This window comes from Comamonas kerstersii (assembly GCF_002056725.1).
Lineage (GTDB): Bacteria > Pseudomonadota > Gammaproteobacteria > Burkholderiales > Burkholderiaceae_C > Comamonas > Comamonas kerstersii.
The window spans coordinates 466,434-485,924 of record NZ_CP020121.1 but is presented as its reverse complement, the minus strand read 5'-3'; the positions used below and the strand labels follow the sequence as shown (position 1 = coordinate 485,924).

General features: G+C 60.7%; 19 protein-coding genes. 14 read left to right on the top strand and 5 right to left on the bottom strand.

What is annotated here, in order from left to right:
• Positions 1-74 precede the first annotated feature (74 nt).
• From B5M06_RS02260 to B5M06_RS02230, 7 genes are all read left to right on the top strand, one after another.
• Entirely contained in the window at positions 75-677 is a 603-nt protein-coding gene (locus tag B5M06_RS02260; RefSeq protein WP_054067475.1) for a hypothetical protein, read from the top strand.
• Positions 674-1,222 carry a TlpA family protein disulfide reductase gene (locus B5M06_RS02255; protein WP_054067474.1) on the top strand — a complete coding sequence of 183 codons (549 nt, stop codon included), beginning with the start codon at positions 674-676 and terminating at the stop codon, positions 1,220-1,222. The genes B5M06_RS02260 and B5M06_RS02255 overlap by 4 nt, the downstream gene beginning before the upstream one ends.
• Before the next feature lie 136 nt (positions 1,223-1,358).
• Positions 1,359-1,826, top strand: coding sequence for an acetyl-CoA carboxylase biotin carboxyl carrier protein (gene accB / locus B5M06_RS02250; protein WP_054067473.1), 468 nt, complete (start codon positions 1,359-1,361; stop codon positions 1,824-1,826).
• A gap of 86 nt (positions 1,827-1,912) precedes the next feature.
• Positions 1,913-3,271 carry an acetyl-CoA carboxylase biotin carboxylase subunit gene (gene accC, locus B5M06_RS02245; RefSeq protein WP_054067472.1) on the top strand — a complete coding sequence of 453 codons (1,359 nt, stop codon included), beginning with the start codon at positions 1,913-1,915 and terminating at the stop codon, positions 3,269-3,271.
• Between the two features lie 82 nt (positions 3,272-3,353).
• Entirely contained in the window at positions 3,354-4,244 is an 891-nt protein-coding gene (prmA, locus tag B5M06_RS02240) for a 50S ribosomal protein L11 methyltransferase (RefSeq protein WP_054067471.1), read from the top strand.
• A 122-nt stretch (positions 4,245-4,366) separates the two neighbouring features.
• The gene (locus tag B5M06_RS02235; RefSeq protein ID WP_054067470.1) at positions 4,367-5,587 is read left to right on the top strand and encodes a zinc-ribbon and DUF3426 domain-containing protein; all 1,221 of its coding nucleotides are present in this window, start codon (positions 4,367-4,369) and stop codon (positions 5,585-5,587) included.
• 23 nt (positions 5,588-5,610) lie between these two features.
• Positions 5,611-6,519, top strand: coding sequence for a carbohydrate kinase family protein (locus tag B5M06_RS02230; RefSeq protein ID WP_054067469.1), 909 nt, complete (start codon positions 5,611-5,613; stop codon positions 6,517-6,519).
• Positions 6,520-6,584: 65 nt separating this feature from the next.
• Here B5M06_RS02230 and queF read toward each other — a convergent pair whose 3' ends face one another.
• The 3 genes from queF to B5M06_RS02215 all read right to left on the bottom strand — a co-directional run bounded on the left by queF (position 6,585) and on the right by B5M06_RS02215 (position 11,411).
• Entirely contained in the window at positions 6,585-7,433 is an 849-nt protein-coding gene (gene queF / locus B5M06_RS02225; protein ID WP_054067468.1) for an NADPH-dependent 7-cyano-7-deazaguanine reductase QueF, read from the bottom strand.
• Positions 7,434-7,541: 108 nt separating this feature from the next.
• Entirely contained in the window at positions 7,542-8,318 is a 777-nt protein-coding gene (yaaA, locus tag B5M06_RS02220) for a peroxide stress protein YaaA (RefSeq protein ID WP_054067467.1), read from the bottom strand.
• 75 nt (positions 8,319-8,393) lie between these two features.
• Entirely contained in the window at positions 8,394-11,411 is a 3,018-nt protein-coding gene (locus tag B5M06_RS02215; RefSeq protein ID WP_054067466.1) for an Rne/Rng family ribonuclease, read from the bottom strand.
• Positions 11,412-12,013: 602 nt separating this feature from the next.
• Between B5M06_RS02215 and B5M06_RS02210 the strand changes: the two genes are divergently transcribed.
• The 3 genes from B5M06_RS02210 (at position 12,014) to B5M06_RS02200 (ending at position 14,824) form a co-directional block, all read left to right on the top strand.
• On the top strand, positions 12,014-13,018 hold the full coding sequence (locus tag B5M06_RS02210) for an RluA family pseudouridine synthase (RefSeq protein WP_054067465.1): 1,005 nt from the start codon (positions 12,014-12,016) through the stop codon (positions 13,016-13,018).
• A 29-nt stretch (positions 13,019-13,047) separates the two neighbouring features.
• On the top strand, positions 13,048-13,707 hold the full coding sequence (locus B5M06_RS02205) for an HAD family hydrolase (protein WP_240183980.1): 660 nt from the start codon (positions 13,048-13,050) through the stop codon (positions 13,705-13,707).
• A 61-nt stretch (positions 13,708-13,768) separates the two neighbouring features.
• Positions 13,769-14,824 (top strand): S49 family peptidase, encoded by a 1,056-nt coding sequence (locus tag B5M06_RS02200; RefSeq protein WP_054067463.1) that lies wholly within the window; start codon positions 13,769-13,771, stop codon positions 14,822-14,824.
• Between the two features lie 114 nt (positions 14,825-14,938).
• Here B5M06_RS02200 and B5M06_RS02195 read toward each other — a convergent pair whose 3' ends face one another.
• Entirely contained in the window at positions 14,939-15,724 is a 786-nt protein-coding gene (locus tag B5M06_RS02195; protein WP_054067462.1) for an SAM-dependent methyltransferase, read from the bottom strand.
• Positions 15,721-16,323 (bottom strand): Maf family nucleotide pyrophosphatase, encoded by a 603-nt coding sequence (locus B5M06_RS02190; protein ID WP_054067461.1) that lies wholly within the window; start codon positions 16,321-16,323, stop codon positions 15,721-15,723. The genes B5M06_RS02195 and B5M06_RS02190 overlap by 4 nt, the downstream gene beginning before the upstream one ends.
• Positions 16,324-16,348: 25 nt before the next feature.
• On the opposite strand from B5M06_RS02190, the gene B5M06_RS02185 reads away from it, so the two are divergent.
• From B5M06_RS02185 to B5M06_RS02170, 4 genes are all read left to right on the top strand, one after another.
• Positions 16,349-16,894, top strand: a complete 546-nt coding sequence (locus B5M06_RS02185) for a YceD family protein (RefSeq protein ID WP_054067460.1) — start codon at positions 16,349-16,351, stop codon at positions 16,892-16,894.
• 263 nt (positions 16,895-17,157) lie between these two features.
• Positions 17,158-17,340 (top strand): 50S ribosomal protein L32, encoded by a 183-nt coding sequence (rpmF, locus tag B5M06_RS02180; RefSeq protein WP_054067459.1) that lies wholly within the window; start codon positions 17,158-17,160, stop codon positions 17,338-17,340.
• 105 nt (positions 17,341-17,445) lie between these two features.
• Complete coding sequence (plsX, locus tag B5M06_RS02175; RefSeq protein ID WP_054067557.1) at positions 17,446-18,498, top strand: phosphate acyltransferase PlsX; 1,053 nt, start codon at positions 17,446-17,448, stop codon at positions 18,496-18,498.
• Between the two features lie 6 nt (positions 18,499-18,504).
• Complete coding sequence (locus B5M06_RS02170; RefSeq protein ID WP_054067458.1) at positions 18,505-19,482, top strand: beta-ketoacyl-ACP synthase III; 978 nt, start codon at positions 18,505-18,507, stop codon at positions 19,480-19,482.
• The last annotated feature ends 9 nt before the right edge of the window (positions 19,483-19,491 follow it).

Sequence of the window (19,491 nt, the reverse complement as noted above, 5' to 3'; positions counted from 1 at the left end):
CTACGAGTCCGTCTGGTTCGGAGGCTTGCTGGTATTTCCCATAATGGCGGCTTGTCCGTCCCTGAGGTTTCTCCATGTATCCAACTTCTGCCGCCCAGGAAATTGCCCAGACCGCTGCCCGCTTGGTGGTGGAAGAGGGGCTGGAATGGGGCGCTGCCAAGCGCCGTGCCGTCAAGCAGCTAGGTTTGCCTGCGCGCACGCCGCTGCCGGACAACGATGCGCTGGAGGCCGCCGTGCGCGAATACATCGACATCTTCTGCCCAGACACCCAGCCCCAGGAGCTGCGCGCGCTGCGTGAACTGGCGCTGGTGTGGATGGAGCGCCTGCAGGAATTTCGCCCCCATCTGGCGGGCGCTGTCTGGCGCGGTACGGCCACACGCATGTCAGATATCTATATTGGCCTGTTCTGTGATGACTCCAAGTCGGCCGAGATCGCGCTGATCAACCATAACGTGCAGTATGACGTGACCCAGGTCACGGGCTTCAACGGCGAGACCGTGGATGCGCTGAGCATCAGCAGCCTGTGCAAGCCACTGGGCGAAACCGTAGGCGTGCATCTGATGGTGTATGACTATGACGATCTGCGGGGTGCCCTCAAGTCCGACGGCCAGGGCCGCACCCAGCGTGGTGATATTGAAGCGCTGCGCAAGCTGCTGGCGCAGGAGGAGGCGCAATGAAGGCAGACAAAAGCATGCAGCGCCGCCATTGGCTGATGGGCGGTGTGGCGCTGGCTGCCGTGGCGGGTGGTGGCATCTATGCCTGGCAGGCCACGCGTGACATGCGCAGCAATGACGAGGCGGTCGATGCCTTCTGGGCACTGCAGCTGCAGCAGCCCGATGGGCAGATGCTTGCCTTGCAAAGCCTGCGCGGACGGCCTTTGCTGGTGAATTTCTGGGCCACCTGGTGCCCGCCCTGCGTGCGAGAGCTGCCCATGCTGGACCGCTTTGCCCAGGAGCAGGCACAGCGTGGCAGCCAGGGCGTGCAAATGCTGGGGCTGGCGGTAGACCAGGCTGCATCGGTGCAGCGCTGGCTGCAGCGCCAGCCTTTGTCTTTCCCCGTAGCGCTGACCGGCACCGGTGGTGTGACGCTGACGCGCAGCCTGGGCAATATCAACGGAGGCCTTCCCTTCAGTCTGCTATTTGACGGGCAAGGTCGGCTTCAACAGCGTAAAATCGGCGAACTTTCACCGCAGGATCTGCAGCAATGGGCCGCACAGGTCTAGGCAGAACAGGGGCTGATGTACAGCGCCATATCAAAAAACCTCGGTGAAGTTATTGAAAAATGTTTGGGAATGCGCGCAGAAGGCCGAAATTGGGGTAAATTCGCGGCCTCATTTAGTTTTAGCCGTTGGAGCTTCCATGGATCTGCGTAAACTCAAGACCCTTATCGACTTGGTGTCCGAATCGAATGTATCGGAGCTGGAAATCACCGAGGCAGAGGGCAAAGTCCGCATCGTCAAGAGCGGTGGCAATGTGGTGCAGCAATTCGTTGCCGCCCCTGTGCAAGCTGCTCCCGCACCCGTGCAAGCCGCCGCTGCCCCTGCCGCTGCTGCAGCAGCTCCCGCAGAGTTGCCTGCGCCTGCCGCTGTGACCGGCCACCAGGTGAAGTCGCCCATGGTGGGTACGTTCTACCGTGCCTCCAGCCCTGGCGCCAAGCCCTTCATCGAAGTGGGCGACCAGGTCAAGGAAGGCGACACGCTGTGCATTATCGAAGCCATGAAGATCTTGAACGAGATCGAGGCTGACAAGTCCGGTACCGTGACTCGTATCCTGGCCGAAAACGGCCAAGCTGTGGAATACGGCCAACCGCTGTTCGTGATCGAGTGATATCTGCCCATGCCGGTGGCAGACCTGCCCCGGCAGGACAGGTGAACGATTCGCCCCAGATGGGGCGGTGAACAACGAGGACCTCCATGTTTAAGAAAATTTTGGTTGCCAATCGGGGTGAAATCGCCCTGCGCATCCAGCGCGCTTGCCGCGAGATGGGCATCAAGGCCGTGATGGTCTACTCCGAGGCAGACCGTGATGCCAAGTACGTCAAGCTGGCCGATGAGGCCGTATGTATTGGCCCAGCACCATCGCCTCTGAGCTATCTGAACATGCCTGCCATCATCTCGGCGGCAGAAGTCACAGATGCAGAGGCCATCCACCCCGGCTACGGCTTCCTGTCTGAAAACGCAGACTTTGCCGAGCGTGTGGAACAAAGCGGCTTCAAGTTCATTGGCCCTACTGCCGAGTCCATCCGCATCATGGGTGACAAGGTGTCGGCCAAGCAGGCCATGATCAAGGCTGGCGTGCCCTGCGTGCCCGGTTCCGACGGCGAACTGCCTGACGATCCGACACAGATCAAGCGCATTGCCAAGGCCATTGGCTACCCTGTGATCATCAAGGCCGCAGGCGGCGGCGGTGGCCGTGGCATGCGCGTGGTGCACACCGAGGCTGCACTGATCAACGCCGTGCAGATGACCAAGGCAGAAGCTGGCGTCGCATTCGGCAATCCCGCGGTGTATATGGAGAAGTTCCTCCAGAACCCCCGTCACGTCGAAATTCAGGTGCTGTGTGACCAGCACAAGAACGGCGTGTATCTGGGCGAGCGTGACTGCTCCATGCAGCGTCGCCACCAGAAGGTGATTGAAGAGGCGCCTGCGCCTGGCATTCCACGCCGTCTGGTGGAAAAGGTGGGCGAGCGCTGCGTGGCTGCCTGCAAGAAGATCGGCTACCGTGGTGCGGGTACGTTTGAGTTCCTCTATGAAAACGGGGAGTTCTACTTCATTGAGATGAATACCCGCGTGCAGGTGGAGCACCCTGTGACCGAAATGATCACGGGCGTGGACATCGTGAAGACCCAGATCATGGTGGCTGCGGGCGAGAAACTGCCTTTCTCCCAGCGCGAGATCAACAACCGTCTGCATGGCCACGCCATCGAGTGCCGTATCAACGCGGAAGATCCCTACAACTTCATGCCTTCGCCCGGCCGTGTGACCATGTGGCACATGCCTGGTGGCCCCGGCGTGCGTGTGGACTCCCACGTGTACAACAACTACTTCGTGCCACCGAACTACGACTCCATGATCGGCAAGCTGATCGTGCACGGCGACACCCGCGAGCAGGCTCTGGCCCGTATGCGTACCGCCCTGTCGGAAGTGGTGATCGAAGGCATCAAGACCAATGTGCCTCTGCACCAGGACTTGATGGTTGACGCTGCCTTCGCTGAAGGTGGCACCAACATCCACTATCTGGAACACTGGCTGGAAAATCGCAAAAAGCGTTAATTTCGCGTCGGTCATGACCAGCCATGCTGGCCCTTGGAAACAAGGGCCAGCATTTCGTTTTTTAGCTTCAAGGAACAGCCTCATGCATGAGCTCAACCTAATGTGCCCCGAAGAGCGGGTGGAAGACGTGAGCGATGCGCTCGATGCACTGGATGCGCTGAGCGTGTCCGTGGAAGACATGGACGCACACACTGAGTCCGAGCAGCCCTTGTTTGGTGAGCCCGGCATGCCTGTGCCCAAGGAAGGCTGGAACCGCAGCCGCATCGTGGCCTTGTTTCCTGATGAAGCTGCTGCACAGCAGGCACAGGCCCTGCTGGTGCTGCAGGACTTTTTTGAAGGTTGCCAGGTGCTGGGCATCCGCGAAGTGGAGCAGCAGGACTGGGTGCGCCTGACTCAGTCGCAGTTCCAGCCGGTGGATATCACGCCTGAATTCTGGATCGTGCCTACCTGGCATGAACTGCCTGAAGCCGCCAAGGTCAGCATCCGTCTGGATCCCGGTCTGGCCTTTGGTACGGGCACTCACCCCACGACCCGCATGTGCCTGCGCTGGATTGCACGCCAGCCCAAGGGTGCGCTGGGCCGTACGCTGGACTATGGCTGTGGCTCGGGCATTCTGGCCATTGGTGCGGCCAAGTTCGGCGCGGTGGAAATTGACGCGGTGGACATCGACCCAGATGCCGTGACATCGACGGAATTCAACGCACTGGCCAACCATGTGCAGCTCAATGCCGGTCTGCCCGACAAGGCCAAGGGCGAATACCAGACCGTGCTGGCCAATATCTTGGCAACACCGCTGAAGATGCTGGCGCCTTTGCTGGTCAGCCACGTGCAGCAAGGTGGCCATCTGGTGCTGGCAGGCATTCTGGAGCGCCAGGCCGATGAACTCAAAGAGGCCTATGCGCCTTACATCCAGCTGGAAGTGGCCGACAGCGAAGACGGCTGGATTCTGATGACAGCCCACAAGCAGTCATAGTCGCAGTGTCGTGAACGTGCCCACACCTGTGGGCAGGTGAACGGCCTGTGCCTACCAGCTTCTACAATCGACGCTCAATGAGCCTCACTACTTGCTGCCCTTCTTGCGGAACCCGATTTCGTGTGGTTGCCGACCAGCTGCGCATCTCCGATGGATGGGTGCGCTGTGGCCGCTGCCAGGAAGTGTTTGATGCCACGCAGGCACTGCAGGAAGTGGTGCCGCCCGCCACGCCTGTACCTCAGGGGAAGGTAGCAACGGAAGCGGCGCCAGCCGCGCAGCAGCCTGCAGAGATGCCAGCCAGCGCAGCGCCTGAGGCCAGCTATCCCTCGTTGAGCGAGGTACATGCCAAGCTCCGTCAGGCTGTAGAGCCAGAGCCAGAGCCAGAGCCTGCACCTGCACCTGCACCTGCACCTGCACCTGCACCTGCACCTGCACCTGCACCTGCACCTGCCGCGCAGGGCTATGAACTGCCTGTGCCGCCGGATGCGGCGGATGACATCTGGCTTGATGCACCGGTGCAGGACGCTCCCATTGCGCAGCGCATGCCAGGCCGTGCACCGCACGCTGCGCTGGAGCCACGCGAACCAAGGCTGGAACCTGAAGTGCCGCAGCCAGTGGTGCAGTCCGAACGGGAGGTGTTCTCGGGCGCAGCCCTGCCTGGTGAAGAGGCACAGGCCATGGACTGGGCGGATGCCTGGCAGGCAGGGAAGCAGGGCGCAGTGTCTGAAAGCGCTGACGAAACGCCAGTCGTTGAGGCAAGAGAGGCGGAGCAACAAGCGCCAGAGGCACAGCAGACAGGCGATGAGCTGGATGCAGGTGATGCTCCCATCCCCAGCTTTGTGAAGCAGGCGCAGCGCAAGGCATGGTGGAACAAGCCTGCTGTGCGCTTTGTCATGGGTATGTTGCTGATCTTTTTGCCCTTGTCACTGGCCCTGCAGGTGGCCGTGCAGGAGCGCAATACGCTGGTGGCCTGGAAGCCGCAGTGGCGGCCAGCCTTTGAGAGCATGTGTCTGCTGCTGCGCTGTGAACTGGCACCTCGACGAGATATTGCATCGGTGGTGCTCACAGGCTCGTCTTTCCACCAGGAGGCGCAGGCACACCGCTACCAGCTGGGGCTGAGCATTCAGAACCAGGGTGCTCTGGCCGTGGCCACGCCCGCCGTAGAACTGACATTGACGGACACCCAGGACCAGGTACTGGTTCGCAAGGTGTTCACGCCCCAGGAAATCGGTGCCCCCGAGGAACTGGCAGCGCGCAGCGAGTGGAATGGCACATTGCCGCTGCAAACCCAAGGCCTGAACCTGCCGGTCTCCGGCTACCGGGTCATGGCTTTTTACCCCTGATTTTTTGCAAACAGAAAGTATCTATGTCCGCCCTGATTTGTGGCTCTCTGGCGTTTGACACCATCATGAGCTTTGAAGGCAAGTTCGCCAACCAGATCCTGCCCGAACAGCTACACATTCTGAATGTGTCCTTTCTTGTGCCTTCGCTGCGCCGCGATTTTGGTGGTTGTGCTGGCAATATCGCCTACAGCCTCAAGCTGCTGGGCGGCAAGCCGCTGCCCATGGCGACCGTGGGCGAGGACGGCGCAGCCTATCTGGCACGCCTGAAGTCGCTGGACATTGATACGCGCTTTGTGAAGCAGCTGGACGACAGCTACACCGCGCAGGCCATGATCATGACCGACAAGGACAACAACCAGATCACGGCCTTCCACCCCGGTGCCATGGCGGAAGCACATGTCAACGTCATCGACGGCAGCGAAGGTGCAGCCATCGGCATCGTCTCGCCCGACGGGCGCGACGCCATGATCCAGCACGCTGCGCAGTTCAAGGCGGCAGGCATTCCTTTTGTGTTTGACCCCGGCCAGGGCCTGCCCATGTTCAATGGGGAAGAACTGCTGGCTTTTGTGGAGCAGGCCACCTGGATCACCGTGAACGACTACGAGGGCAAGATGCTGTGCGACCGTACCGGCCTGGATCTGGCTGCACTGTCCATGAAGGTCAAGGGGCTGGTGGTGACGCTGGGTGAGCAGGGCTGTGAAGTCTGGGAGCAGGGCAGCAAGACGCTGGTGGCACCTGTGAAGGCCAAGGAAGTGGTAGATCCAACAGGCTGTGGCGATGCATGGCGTGGTGCGCTGCTCTATGGTCTGGAGCAGGGCTGGTCTTTGCCTAAGTGTGCTGCGCTGGGTAACCGTGTGGGCGCACTCAAGGTGGCCGCCAAGGGGCCTCAGAACTATGTGCTGGACTTTGATCCAGCGACTTTTGAAGCCTGATACGGTTCAGGCCACTGCATAAAAAAGGAAGCTTTGAGCTTCCTTTTTTTATAGCTGCCAACGCTTTACTGGCGGGCGGTACGCACGTTTTGCGGGATGGCCATGGGTGCGCTGGTGCGCAGCGGGTTGATGTCCAGCCCACCACGGCGTGTGTAGCGTGCGTAGACGCTGAGCTTGAGCGGTCTGCACAGGCGCATGATGTCCATGAAGATGCGCTCCACGCACTGCTCATGGAATTCGTTGTGGTTGCGAAAGCTCACGATATAGCGCAGCAGACCTTCCTGGTCGATGGCAGCGCCCGTGTAGCTGATCTGCACGCTGCCCCAGTCGGGCTGGCCGGTGACCAGGCAGTTGCTCTTGAGCAGGTGGCTCACCAGCGTTTCGGTCACGGGTGGGTTGTCGTGGTCCGCCTTGAGCAGATCCGGGCGGGGGCTGTAGTCCGTGCACTCCACATCCAGACGGTCCAGGCTCAAGCCCTCCAGCTCCTGCACACGCTGGGTCTCAAAGTGCTCGGGCGCCATCACGCGCACGCTGGCAGACGACAGACGTGCGGGAGCCCCACGCCACAGCGCTTCGTTGATGTCTTCACGCAGGCGCTCCTGCACCGCTTCCAGACTGTCAAAGCGTGTGTTGTTGAAACTGTTCAGATAGAGCTTGAACGACTTGCTCTCAATGATGTTGGGTGTCTCACATGGAATGGTGAAGTGCGCTAGCGCCACTTGGGGTTTGCCACGCTGGTTGAGCCAGGACAGCTCGAAGGCCGTCCACAGGTCGGCACCAAAAAATGGCAGCTTGTCCTGAATGCCGATTTCATCGCGCTTGGGCTGGCGGGGCAGGGGAAACAGCAGGCTGGGGTCGTACTGGTCAGCGTAGGCGGACGTCTTGCCCAGCTGGGATTGTTCTGGCGTATGCATGGTGAATTCACTGTTTTTATAGCTTCCAGCGCTTGCTGCATAAGCCCTGGAGGCTGATTTGGCTATGAATTGCCAAAGGTTGGCAGCAGGCGCTGCAGGGAAGCGGTGTCAGGCTGTGTTGCGGCGGAAGACCAGGCGGTCGGGCGACGACACTTCTGGGGCATAGGCATAGCCTGCGCTGTCAAAGGCCATGAGCTGCTCGGGCTGTGTGAGGCGGTGCTCGATGGCGTAGCGTGCCATCAGTCCGCGCGCATGCTTGGCGTGGAAGCTGATGATCTTGTACTTGCCGCCCTTGTAGTCTTCAAACACACACTCCACCACACGGGCCTTGAGGTGCTTGAGGTCCACGGACTTGAAGTATTCCTGCGACGCCAGATTGATGACTACAGGCTGCGTTTCCTGCGCCTGGCGTTTGTTGATCAGCTGGGCAATGCGTGTGCCCCAGAACTGGTAGAGATTGCTGCCGTGCGCCGTGCCAAGGCGTGTGCCCATTTCCAGGCGGTAGGGCTGCATCCAGTCCAGCGGGCGCAGCGCGCCGTACAGGCCGCTGAGCATGAGGAGATGGTCCTGCGCCCAGGCAATGTCATCGTGCTGCAGGCTGTAGGCATCCAGGCCTTCGTAGACATCGCCATTGAAGGCAAACAGGGCCTGGCGGGCGTTCTGTGCCGTGAACTCAGGGCTCCAGGCAGCGTAGCGGGCCACATTGAGCTGGGCAAGCTTGTCGCTGATGGACATGAGTGCAGCCACGTCCTGCGGTGCCAGCTGGCGCAATACGGCAATCAGTTCCTCTGACTGGGGAATGAAAGGCGGCAGGGTATGGGGCAGGTCTGCGGGCAGGGGGCGTTCGTAATCCAGCGACTTGGCGGGGGAGAGCAAAAACAGCATGGTCTCGTTCCGTCAGAAAAACAGGGGGATAGATGCAATCGGGGGCCAGAGGCCCCCGATTTGGTGTCAACGCTTTTAAGCGTTGTGCTCTGGTGTCTGCTCAAACGGCAGCACCATGGCGCTCAAGTCCTTGCGTGTTTCCACCAGCACCAGCGGGCCTTCGTCCAGAATCACGACGGGAGGACGCTCGCGGGGGATGTGCACAGGCTTGGGCTCGGCAGCAATCGCAGCCTGCACGGCAGCGACCTTTTCCGCATCGGAGTTCACCCACTGCAGTCCCGCAGCGCTGGCCAGCTCTTGCAGTTCCTGCACGGGCAGGATGTAGGCTGCGGTGCGCACGGGTTGGGCGGCAGGCACTTCGGCAGGTGCTGCTGCTTGCACTGGCTCGGCAGCGGCTTCGGCCTGGGGCTGCTCCACGGCTTCGGGTGCAACCGCTGCGACTTCCTGCACGGCAGGGGCTGCAGCAGGCTCAACCACAGCGTTCGCTGCTTCAGCCACTGGCACTGCAGGTGCGGCTTCAGCTGCTGGCTGGGCTGCAGCGGCAGGCTCTGCAGCTTGCACAGCAGGCTGAACCTGGCTGAAGTAGCTGCGGCGTGGCGCGCTTTGCTCATTCACTTCAGTCACTGCTTCAGCACTGGTGTCTGGAGCCTGTGTGACTTCGGCGTTTTCAGCGGCTGCAGCTAGGGCTGCATTCTCGTCACGCGCTGCGGGCTGGCGCTCGCGGTTGTTGCGGCGGTCACGGCCGTAGCGGTCGCGCGAGCGGCGGCCATTGCGTGGAGCGTCTTCACCGTTGGTTGCGGGTGCTGCTGCATCCTGTGCCTGGGCTTCGTTCACCGTTTCCTGCACAGCCTGTGCCGTAGCTTCCAGCTGCTGCGCGGCTGCAGCTTGCGCCTGCACTTCCACGTTGCGTGGCTGACGCTCACGGCGCTGGCGTGGCTGGCGCTCTGGGCGCTCAGCAGCTTCAGGTGTGTTGTGCTCAGCACCGGTCACACCTTGCTGGTTGCGCTGCTCTGCAGCTTCCAGATTGCGGGGCTGGCGTTCGCCACGGTTGCGTGGTTCGCGCTGTGGGCGTGCATTGTCTGCATTGCGCTCAACGCGTTCCTGGCGATCCTGACGGTCTTCACGGCGGTGGCTGGACTCGTTGTCGCCACGCTCATTGCGCTCGTTGCGTTCACCGTTGCGGCCATTGCGCTCGTTGCGGCCATTGCGTTCACCACGCTCGCCACGTTCACCGTTGCGGCCGTTACGACCGCCACGGCCATTGCGCTCACCATTGCGTGCTTCGCGGGTGCCCTCGGGCTTGACAGGGGCAGCCACTGGCTCTACGGGCGCGGGCTTGGGGCCAAAGCCGAACAGGCTCTTGAGCCATGCGAAGAAGCCTTGTTCGCGCACTTCGGTGCGTGGTGCTGCGGCAGCTGCCTGCTGTGCAGCGGGGCGGCCATTCTTGGCTGCGCGTGCGGCAGGCTGGGGACGCGCCTCAGGTGCGGGAGGTGCATCAGGCAGCACGCCCTTGATCACAGGAGTCTGCTTGTTGGTGGGTTCCTGCGAGCGGCGTGTGACCTTGGTCACATCTTCCACTTCTTCGGCCAGCTTGTACGAGGCGTCCAGATTCTCCAGACGTGGGTCATCGTGCTTGAGGCGCTCGAGCTTGTAGTGTGGCGTCTCCAGCGACTTGTTGGGCACCATGAGCACGGACACGCGCTGCTTGAGCTCGATCTTGGCAATTTCCGTACGCTTTTCGTTGAGCAGGAAGGAAGCCACTTCCACAGGCACCTGGCAGTGCACAGCGGCCGTGTTGTCCTTCATGGACTCTTCCTGAATGATGCGCAGGATCTGCAGCGCCGAAGACTCGGTGTCGCGGATGTGGCCGGAACCACCGCAGCGTGGGCAGTTGATGTGCGCGCCTTCAGACAGGGCGGGCTTCAGACGCTGGCGGCTCATTTCCATCAGGCCGAACTTGCTGATGGTGCCGAACTGCACGCGGGCACGGTCCTGACGCAGGGCTTCGCGCAGGCGGTTTTCCACTTCGCGGCGGTTCTTGGCGTCTTCCATGTCGATGAAGTCGATCACGATCAGACCGCCCAGGTCACGCAGGCGCATCTGGCGTGCCACTTCGTCAGCAGCTTCCAGGTTGGTGCGGGTGGCGGTTTCCTCGATGTCGCCGCCCTTGATGGCGCGGGCCGAGTTCACGTCGATGGACACCAGCGCTTCGGTGTGGTCGATCACGATGGCGCCGCCGGAAGGCAGCTGCACAGTGCGCGAGTAGGCGGACTCGATCTGGTGCTCGATCTGGAAGCGGCTGAACAGCGGTGCATCGTCGCGGTAGCGCTTCACACGGCTGGCATGCTCGGGCATGACGTGCTGCATGAACTGCTGCGCCTGCTCGAAGATGTCGTCGGTGTCGATCAGGATGTCGCCGATGTCGTTGTTGAAGTAGTCGCGAATGGCGCGGATCACCAGGCTCGATTCCTGGTAGATCAGGAAGGCGCCCTTGCCAGCCTTGGCCGCACCGTCAATGGCGCTCCACAGCTGCAGCAGGTAGTTCAAGTCCCATTGCAGCTCGGGCGCGGTGCGGCCGATACCGGCTGTGCGCGCGATGATGGACATCCCCTTGGGGTACTCCAGTTGGTCCATGGCTTCCTTGAGCTCGGCGCGTTCCTCGCCCTCGATGCGGCGCGAAACGCCACCGCCACGGGGGTTGTTGGGCATCAGCACCACATAGCGGCCAGCCAGCGAGATAAAGGTGGTCAGGGCTGCGCCCTTGTTGCCGCGTTCTTCTTTTTCAACCTGAACGATCAGCTCCTGGCCTTCCTTGATCACATCGTTGATGCGGGCCTGGCTGGGGGCAATGCCTTCGGCAAAGTATTGCTTGGAGATTTCCTTGAAAGGCAGGAAGCCGTGGCGGTCTTCACCATAGTCAACAAAGCATGCTTCCAGAGAGGGCTCGACACGGGTGACGACGGCTTTGTAGATATTGCCTTTGCGTTGTTCCCGACCTTCGATCTCGATCTCGTAGTCCAGCAGCTTCTGTCCATCAACGATCGCGAGGCGGCGTTCTTCGGACTGCGTTGCGTTAATCAGCATCCGTTTCATGATGCATATCCTTTTCGTTGTACGGCGGCCGGCCGACAGCGACAACGCTGCCTGGCCGACACGCCTTTGACTCTTCATCAAAGACAGGCTCTATAGGAGCCGTTGATGCCGGATTGCTGCGTTGAAACGAAAAGAAGGGGAATCGCCCTGGGCCTGATTGCGTGCAGTGCTGTAGTTATGTCAGCAAAGGTGGCAAGGGCAGGAGGCAGGGTACGAGCGCTGCTGCGTTCAAGCCTTGCACCCTGCGGCGGAGACTTGCTTTCGCGAGGACTGGAGGGCGGGCATTCAGCGCAGGCGCATGCTGCACAGGCTCATGCCTCTGCGTCACGCGTAGCAACCAAGAAATCAATACCCACATGCTCGTTGATTTTTCATATACGAGGATGGCCCGGAGCAATCGCTCCCATACACCACCATCCACGTGAAGATTCCGTTCAGTGTTTCAATGCGTCAACCAGACAAATTCCGCACCGCCAGCACGACGATCTGGGTGCTTTTACGCGGACACGGCATCTGTGGCATCGACCTGCCTGCGCCGGGGGAAATGGCTGGGTGGACTAAAATCCAGATGAAACAACCACTTACACATAAAGTTCGCGCAGGTGAAACACATTATAGAGGGCAAACAGCCCCAAGAACGTACCCCAAACCCCGCATTTGCTGCTGTGCGTCTGATTGAGGTCGATGAAGACGGGGCAGGTCAGCGTCTGGACAACTTTCTTATGCGTCACCTCAAGGGGGTGCCCAAGACCCATGTCTACCGCATCATCCGCAGTGGCGAGGTGCGTATCAACAAGGGCCGCTGCCAGGCTGACTCCCGTGTCGAAGCCGGGGATGTGGTGCGCGTGCCGCCCGTGCGCATTTCTGAAAAAGTGCAGGAAAAGGCGGACCGACCCGCGCCAGCGCGTGAGTTTCCCATCCTGTTTGAAGACGAACACCTGATTGCCATCGACAAGCCAGCCGGTGTGGCTGTACACGGCGGCTCGGGCGTGAGCTTTGGAGTGATTGAGCAGCTGCGCCAGGCGCGCCCACAGGCCAAGTTCCTGGAGCTGGTGCACCGTCTGGACCGTGAGACTTCCGGCATTTTGCTGGTGGCCAAGAAGCGCTCGGCTCTGACCAAGCTGCAGGACCAGTTCCGTGAACGCGAGACGGGGAAGACCTATCTGGCGCTGGTCAGCGGTGCATGGCCTGCGAACAAGAAGGTCATTGACACTCCGCTGCATAAATACCTGTTGCCCGATGGCGAGCGCCGCGTGCGCGTGACCACGCCGGACGACCCGGATGCCATGCGCGCGCTGACCCTGGTCAAGGTGCGCTCGCAGCATGCACCCCGGCCCATGCAGGGGCTGCCTGCGATGAGTCTGCTGGAAGTGACCATCAAGACGGGCCGCACGCACCAGATCCGTGTGCACCTGTCTTCGCAGGGCCATGGCATTGCGGGGGATGACAAGTATGGCGACTTTGACCTGAACAAGCGCCTGCCCAAGCAGGGCCTCAAGCGCATGTTCCTGCATGCCTGGCGTCTGCAGTTCAACCATCCTGCTACGCAGGAGCGCATTGAAATTCGTGCCGAGCTGCCCAGAGAACTGGCAGACTTTGTGGCCTGAAACCGCTTTTCATGAACTACAGGGTTGCCATGCGTGCTCGCCAATTTGATTTGATTGCCTTCGACTGGGATGGCACTTTGTTTGATTCCACCGTCGCCATCACCCGCAGCATTCAGCTGGCGGTGGCTGATGTTGGGGGCGCAGTGCCTTCGGACGAGCGTGCCTCCTATGTGATTGGCATGGCGCTGATGCCGGCGCTGGCCTATGCCGCGCCCGATGTGCCCCAGGAAAAGTACACCGAGCTGGCTAACCGCTACCGCTACCACTATTTCAAGCTGCAGGAGCAGGTCACGCTGTTCCAGGGCGTGCTGCCTATGCTGGATGCGCTGCGTGAGCGCGGTCACCTGCTGGCTGTAGCCACGGGCAAAAGCCGCAGGGGCTTGAATGAGGCGCTGCAGCAGGCCGACCTGCGCGGTGTGTTTGACAGTTCGCGCACGGCCGATGAAACCGCGGGCAAGCCCAACCCGCTGATGCTGCAGGAGCTGATGGCGGAGTTTGGTGTGGACCCCGAGCGCTTGCTGATGATTGGTGACACCACGCACGACCTGGAAATGGCGCGCAATGCAGGCTGTGCCAGTGTGGGCGTAGCCTATGGTGCGCATGCGCCCGAGCAGCTGCAGGCCTGTAGCCCGCTGCATGTGGCGCAGGACGTGGCTCAGCTGCACCAGTGGCTCCAGGCCCATGCGTAAGATGCGCATGGTTTCGCGCTGGCATACTGCCAGCAGAGATTGCAACCAGTAAAGCGAGTCTATGAATTCTCCTTCTTCGTCCGATCGTGAGGGCGCTGCTGCGCCAGAGCAGGTGCCTGGCCAGGATTTGTGGGCACGTGCTGCTTCCGGTGCACAGGATGGCTCCAAGAGCGGCGCATCACCCTCGTCCAAGCCAGGCTGGGAGCGTGATGTGCTCGAGCGCCTGGTGTTCGCCACGGTCAAGGAGCAGCGTGCAGCACGCCGCTGGCGCAACTTCTGGCGCATGGCCTGGGTGGCGTTGATTGTTGCGGCAGTGTGGTGGATGGGCAGCGCAAGCTCGGGCACGGCCATGAGCGGCCCCCATACGGCGGTGGTAGAGATCAAGGGCACGATTGCCAGTGATTCCACGGCCAATGCGGAGTTTGTGAATGCCGCCATGCGCACGGCGCTGGAAGATCCAGGCTCGCGCGCGCTGGTGCTGCTGATCAACTCGCCCGGTGGTAGTCCTGTGCAGGCGGGCATGATCAATGACGAAATCGTGCGCCTGAAGTCGCTGCACAACAAACCCATCTACGCCGTGGTGGAAGAAACCTGCGCCTCGGCGGCTTACTACATTGCAGCGGCGGCCGATGAAATCTTTGTGAACAAGGCCAGCATTGTGGGCAGCATTGGTGTGCTCATGGATGGCTTTGGCTTTACCGAAGTCATGGAGAAAGTGGGTGTGCAGCGTCGCCTGTACACCGCGGGTGACAACAAGGGCATGCTGGACCCTTTCAGCCCCGTCAAGCCTGAGCAGCGTGAGTTTGTGCAGGTGATGCTGGATCAGATCCACCAGCAGTTCATTGATGTGGTCAAGGCAGGCCGCGGTGAGCGCCTGAAGATTACGGATGAAACTTTCAGCGGCCTGTTCTGGACAGGGCAGCAGGCGGTGGAGCTGGGGCTGGCGGACAAGTTTGGCTCGCTGGACAGCGTGGCGCGCGAAGTGGTGCAGGCTGAAGACATCGTGGACTACACGCGCAATGAGAACCTGGCAGAGCGTTTTGCCAAGCGCTTTGGCGCTTCCATCGGCGGCGGTGCGGTTGGTGCACTGCGTGACCTGGGATTCCAGCTGCGCTAATCAGATCTGCAAAAACAAGAGCGCCTTGCGCTGGGTGTACAAAGGATTCGGATATAAAACATTCTGAAGCCCTTGTGCATTCAGCGCAAGGCGCTCTTTTTTATTGAGCAGTCTTTACTGGCCGATGGCAAATACGACGGGGGTGCGGTTGTCAGGCGCGGTGCCGAGCTTTTTCCAGTCCTTGACGTAGCGGCTCTGGATGCTGGCGCTCTCCAGCGTCAGTCCGCTGGCCATCACCAGGCGTGTATTGGCCTGCAGGCTTGTCAGCAGTGCCTGCCACAGCGCGGGGTTGCGGTAGGGTGTTTCAATGAAGAGCTGGGCCTGGTTGTGGCGCTGGGCCAGCTGCTCCAGTTCCTTGATGCGCTGCGTGCGCTGGCTGGCATCCTGGGGCAGGTAGCCCACAAAGGCAAAGTTCTGGCCGTTCAGTCCGCTGGCAGCCAGTGTCATCAAGAGCGATACGGGGCCAACCAGTGGTATCACGGGAATGCCCGCATCGTGCGCGGCACGCACGATGGAGCTGCCGGGGTCAGCCACGGCAGGCATGCCCGCTTCGCTGACCAGGCCCATGTCGTGGCCTGCGAGTGCAGGTGCCAGCAGCGCCTTGGCATCAAACACTGCGCCACTTTTGCCGCCGTGGTCACCTTTCTTGTGCGCTTCGCGGGGCAGCTCTTGCAACTGCATCTGCTGAATGGGGGCGATCAGCGGCGTGTGCTCGCCCACGCGCTTGAGGTAGGCGCGCGCGCTTTTGGCGTTTTCGCAGATCCAGTGCTGCAGGCTGGCAGCGGTGCGCAGCGTCAGCTCAGGCAGTACATCGGTAATGGGTGACTGGGTGGCGCAGCCAAAGTCCAGCGGCGCTGGCACCAGGTACAGCTTGCCCTTGCGGCTGTGGTGGTCGTTCATGGCAGCTGGATTCCTGCAGCGCGCACCATGCGGCAGGTGCGGATCATGGGTAGGCCAATCAGGGCGGTGGGGTCATCGCTGTGGATGGCGTCCAGCAGGCTAATCCCTAAGCCTTCACTCTTGGCGCTGCCTGCGCAGTCATAAGGCTGCTCGGCGCGCAGATAGCGCTCGATGGCGTCATCGCTCAGATCGCTGCGAAAGACGGTCTTGATCACTGCGATGTCACTGTGTTCAAAGCCTGTGGCCTTGCAGACCACGGCCACGGCCGTGTGAAACAGCACGGTCTGCCCGCGCATGGCGCGCAGCATCTCGACAGCGCGCTCATGCACCAGCGGCTTGCCCATGGGCTGGCCGTTCAGGTCGGACACCTGGTCCGAGCCAATCACGATGGCATCGGGGTGCTGCTCAGCCACGGCATGGGCCTTAGCCAGTGCCAGGCGCATGGCCAGTGCACCGGGGGCTTCGCCGGGCAGCGGGGTTTCATCCACTTCCGGTGAAACCGTGGTGAAGGGGATGTTCAGGCGTTCCATCAGTTCTCTGCGGTAACGCGAGGTAGACCCCAGAATCAAGGGGCGCTGTGGGGTGAGGGATTCAGACATACAGGGATTCTCTTACACTGCCGCCATGAGCAAGGAATATTCATTGGATCACCTTGATGTCGCCGCATTTGCCAAGGCCAATGCAGTGATCGAAGGTGAAGAGCCTGTATCTGCATTTGAGCGCCTGGCCCAGGAAGCACATGCCAGCGTGGATGGCATGATGGTCTCGTGGTACGCCGAGGGTGAGCACGAGCCTGAAACCGGCGGCCCCGGTCAGCTGTGGCTGCACCTGGATGTGGAAGCCCAGCTGCCCATGCAATGTCAGCGCTGCCTGGGCAGCGTGACCATGCCTTTGCATGTGGAGCGCTCGTTCCGCTTTGTGAAGGATGAGGCCACGGCCGAGACGCTGGACGACGAAGCCGAAGAAGACGTGCTGGCGCTGAACAAGGATTTCAATCTGCGCCAGCTCATCGAGGATGAGCTGCTGATGGCATTGCCCTTTGTGCCCATGCACGAGGTCTGCCCGGAATCTGTACCCATGGCATCGAGCGACACGGATTTCGAGGCGGCGAATGAGGAAAAGACCAATCCGTTTGCAGTGTTGGCTGGCCTGCGCAAGAATGCGGACTGATACCCAAACCTGTATGTGATCAGTCTTGCCACCGCCTTCGGGCGGTTTTTGACAGGCATTTTGCAGCAGCGGCTGTTCAATGCAGGTCTGAGAAAGACGCGTGGTGATTCCGGTGCTGGCCAGCGATTTCCTCTGAGAATTTGGAGGCCTCGCTTTGTTTGCCGGGATTGCGCTATAATCGGGGGCTTCGCGCGAAACCCCCTCGTGTCTTTAATGGGCTGATCGCGTATTTTTACCAACCCTTTCAAGACTCAGGAGCCATCATGGCTGTTCAGCAAAACAAAAAGTCCCCTTCCAAGCGCGGTATGCACCGCTCGCACAACGCTCTGAATGTGCCAGGCATCGCAGTGGAATCCACTACCGGCGAAGTGCACCTGCGTCACCACATCAGCCCCAACGGTGTATACCGTGGCCGTCAGGTGTTGAAGAACAAGTCTGAAGCCTAATAGCGTTTCAGCTGTCTAAAGGCCCGTAGCTACTCGTAGCTCGGGCTTTTGTTTTTTAATGCTGCTTATTCCAGCTCTGGTCTGCAGCAGACCCCTAAGTCATTCATGATCACACTGGCAGTCGATTGCATGGGGGGCGATCATGGCCCCAGCGTTACGCTTCCTGCGTGCCGCCAATTTCTTTCTACCCATCCTGAGGCGCGTTTGCTGCTGGTGGGCTTGCCCGACGCATTTGCAGGCTGGCAGGCACACGAGCGCGCAGAAATCGTGCCGTGCTCGGAAGTCGTGACCATGGATGACCCGGTGGAGGTCGCCCTGCGTCGCAAGAAGGACTCTTCGATGCGCGTGGCCATCCAGCAGGTCAAGGAGGGCAAGGCGCAGGTCGCCGTGTCTGCTGGCAATACCGGGGCGCTGATGGCGGTGTCCCGCTACCTGCTGAAAACCATGGATGGCATTGACCGTCCAGCCATTGCCACACAGCTGCCCAACGAAAAAGGCGCTGCCACCACGGTGCTGGACCTGGGTGCCAATGTGGATTGCCAGCCTGAGCACCTGCTGCAGTTTGCAGTGATGGGCTCTGCTCTGGTGTCAGCGCTGCGTGCGCAGAACACAGAACCTTCGGTGGGCTTGCTCAATATTGGGGAAGAGGCCATCAAGGGCAATGAAGTCATCAAACGCACAGGCGAACTGCTGCGCAGTGCGAATGAGGCGAACGCGATCCATTTTGTCGGGAATGTCGAAGGCAATGACATTTTCAAGGGCGGCGTAGACATTGTGGTCTGCGACGGCTTTGTCGGCAATGTGGCGCTGAAGTCTTCGGAAGGTGTGGCCTCCATGATCGTGGGTGGCCTGAAGACGGAATTTAAACGCAACATCTTCACCAAATTTGCTGCCATCTTGGCTTATCCCGTGCTAAAGGCGCTGATGAAGCGCATGGATCATCGCCGCTATAACGGTGCAGCCCTGCTGGGACTGCGTGGTCTGGTATTCAAGAGCCACGGATCTGCCGACAGAACCGGTTACGAGCATGCCTTGAACCGCGCTTATGATGCAGTCCGCAATAACCTACTTGACCGTGTGCAAGGTCGCATCGCCCAGACGGCCCCTGTGTTGGAGTCAGCTGCCAGCGCTGCAGCCCATGGCGACACGGTGGCTTGAGACAACATGACACGATATGCACGCATCATTGGCACGGGCAGTCACCTGCCTGAACGCCGATTGACCAACCATGAACTGGCCGCTCAACTGGCTGAACGTGGTATCGAAACCTCCCACGAATGGATTGTGGAGCGCACGGGGATTGAGGCACGCCATTTTGCGGATGGCAACACCTACAGCAGTGATCTGGCTCTGCAGGCTTCGCGCAAGGCGCTGGAAGCCGCTGGTGTGACGGCGCAGGACATCGATCTGATCATCGTGGCGACATCGACGCCCGATATGGTTTTTCCTTCGACCGCCTGCATTCTGCAGAACAAGCTGGGCGCCAATGGCTGCCCCGCGTTCGACGTGCAGGCTGTGTGCAGCGGCTTTGTGTATGCGCTGACCGTGGCGGACTCCATGATTCGCTCGGGTGCTGCCAGCCGCGCGCTGGTGGTGGGAGCCGAAGTGTTCAGCCGCCTGCTCAATTTTGATGACCGTACCACCTGCGTGCTGTTTGGTGATGGTGCGGGTGCCGTGGTGCTGGAAGCTTCGCAAGAGCCCGGCATTCTGGCCACCGATCTGCACGCTGATGGCCAGCATGTCGGTATTCTGTGCGTGCCCGGCAATGTCTCGGGGGGTAATGTCATGGGCTCACCCATGTTGACCATGGATGGTCAGGCAGTGTTCAAGCTGGCGGTCGGCGTGCTGGAAAAGGCGGCGCGTGCTGTGCTGGTGAAAGCAGGCAAGACCGAGGCTGATATTGACTGGCTGGTGCCCCATCAGGCCAATATCCGCATCATGCAAAGCACCGCCCGCAAGCTGAAGCTGCCCATGGAAAAGGTGATTGTGACCGTGCAGGAGCATGGCAACACCTCGGCGGCCTCCATTCCGCTGGCCCTGGATGAAGGGGTGCGCAGCGGCAAGATCCAAAAGGGTGACACCGTCATGCTCGAAGGCGTGGGTGGCGGTTTCACCTGGGGTGCTGTGCTTTTAAATATGTAGCTGCTGGCG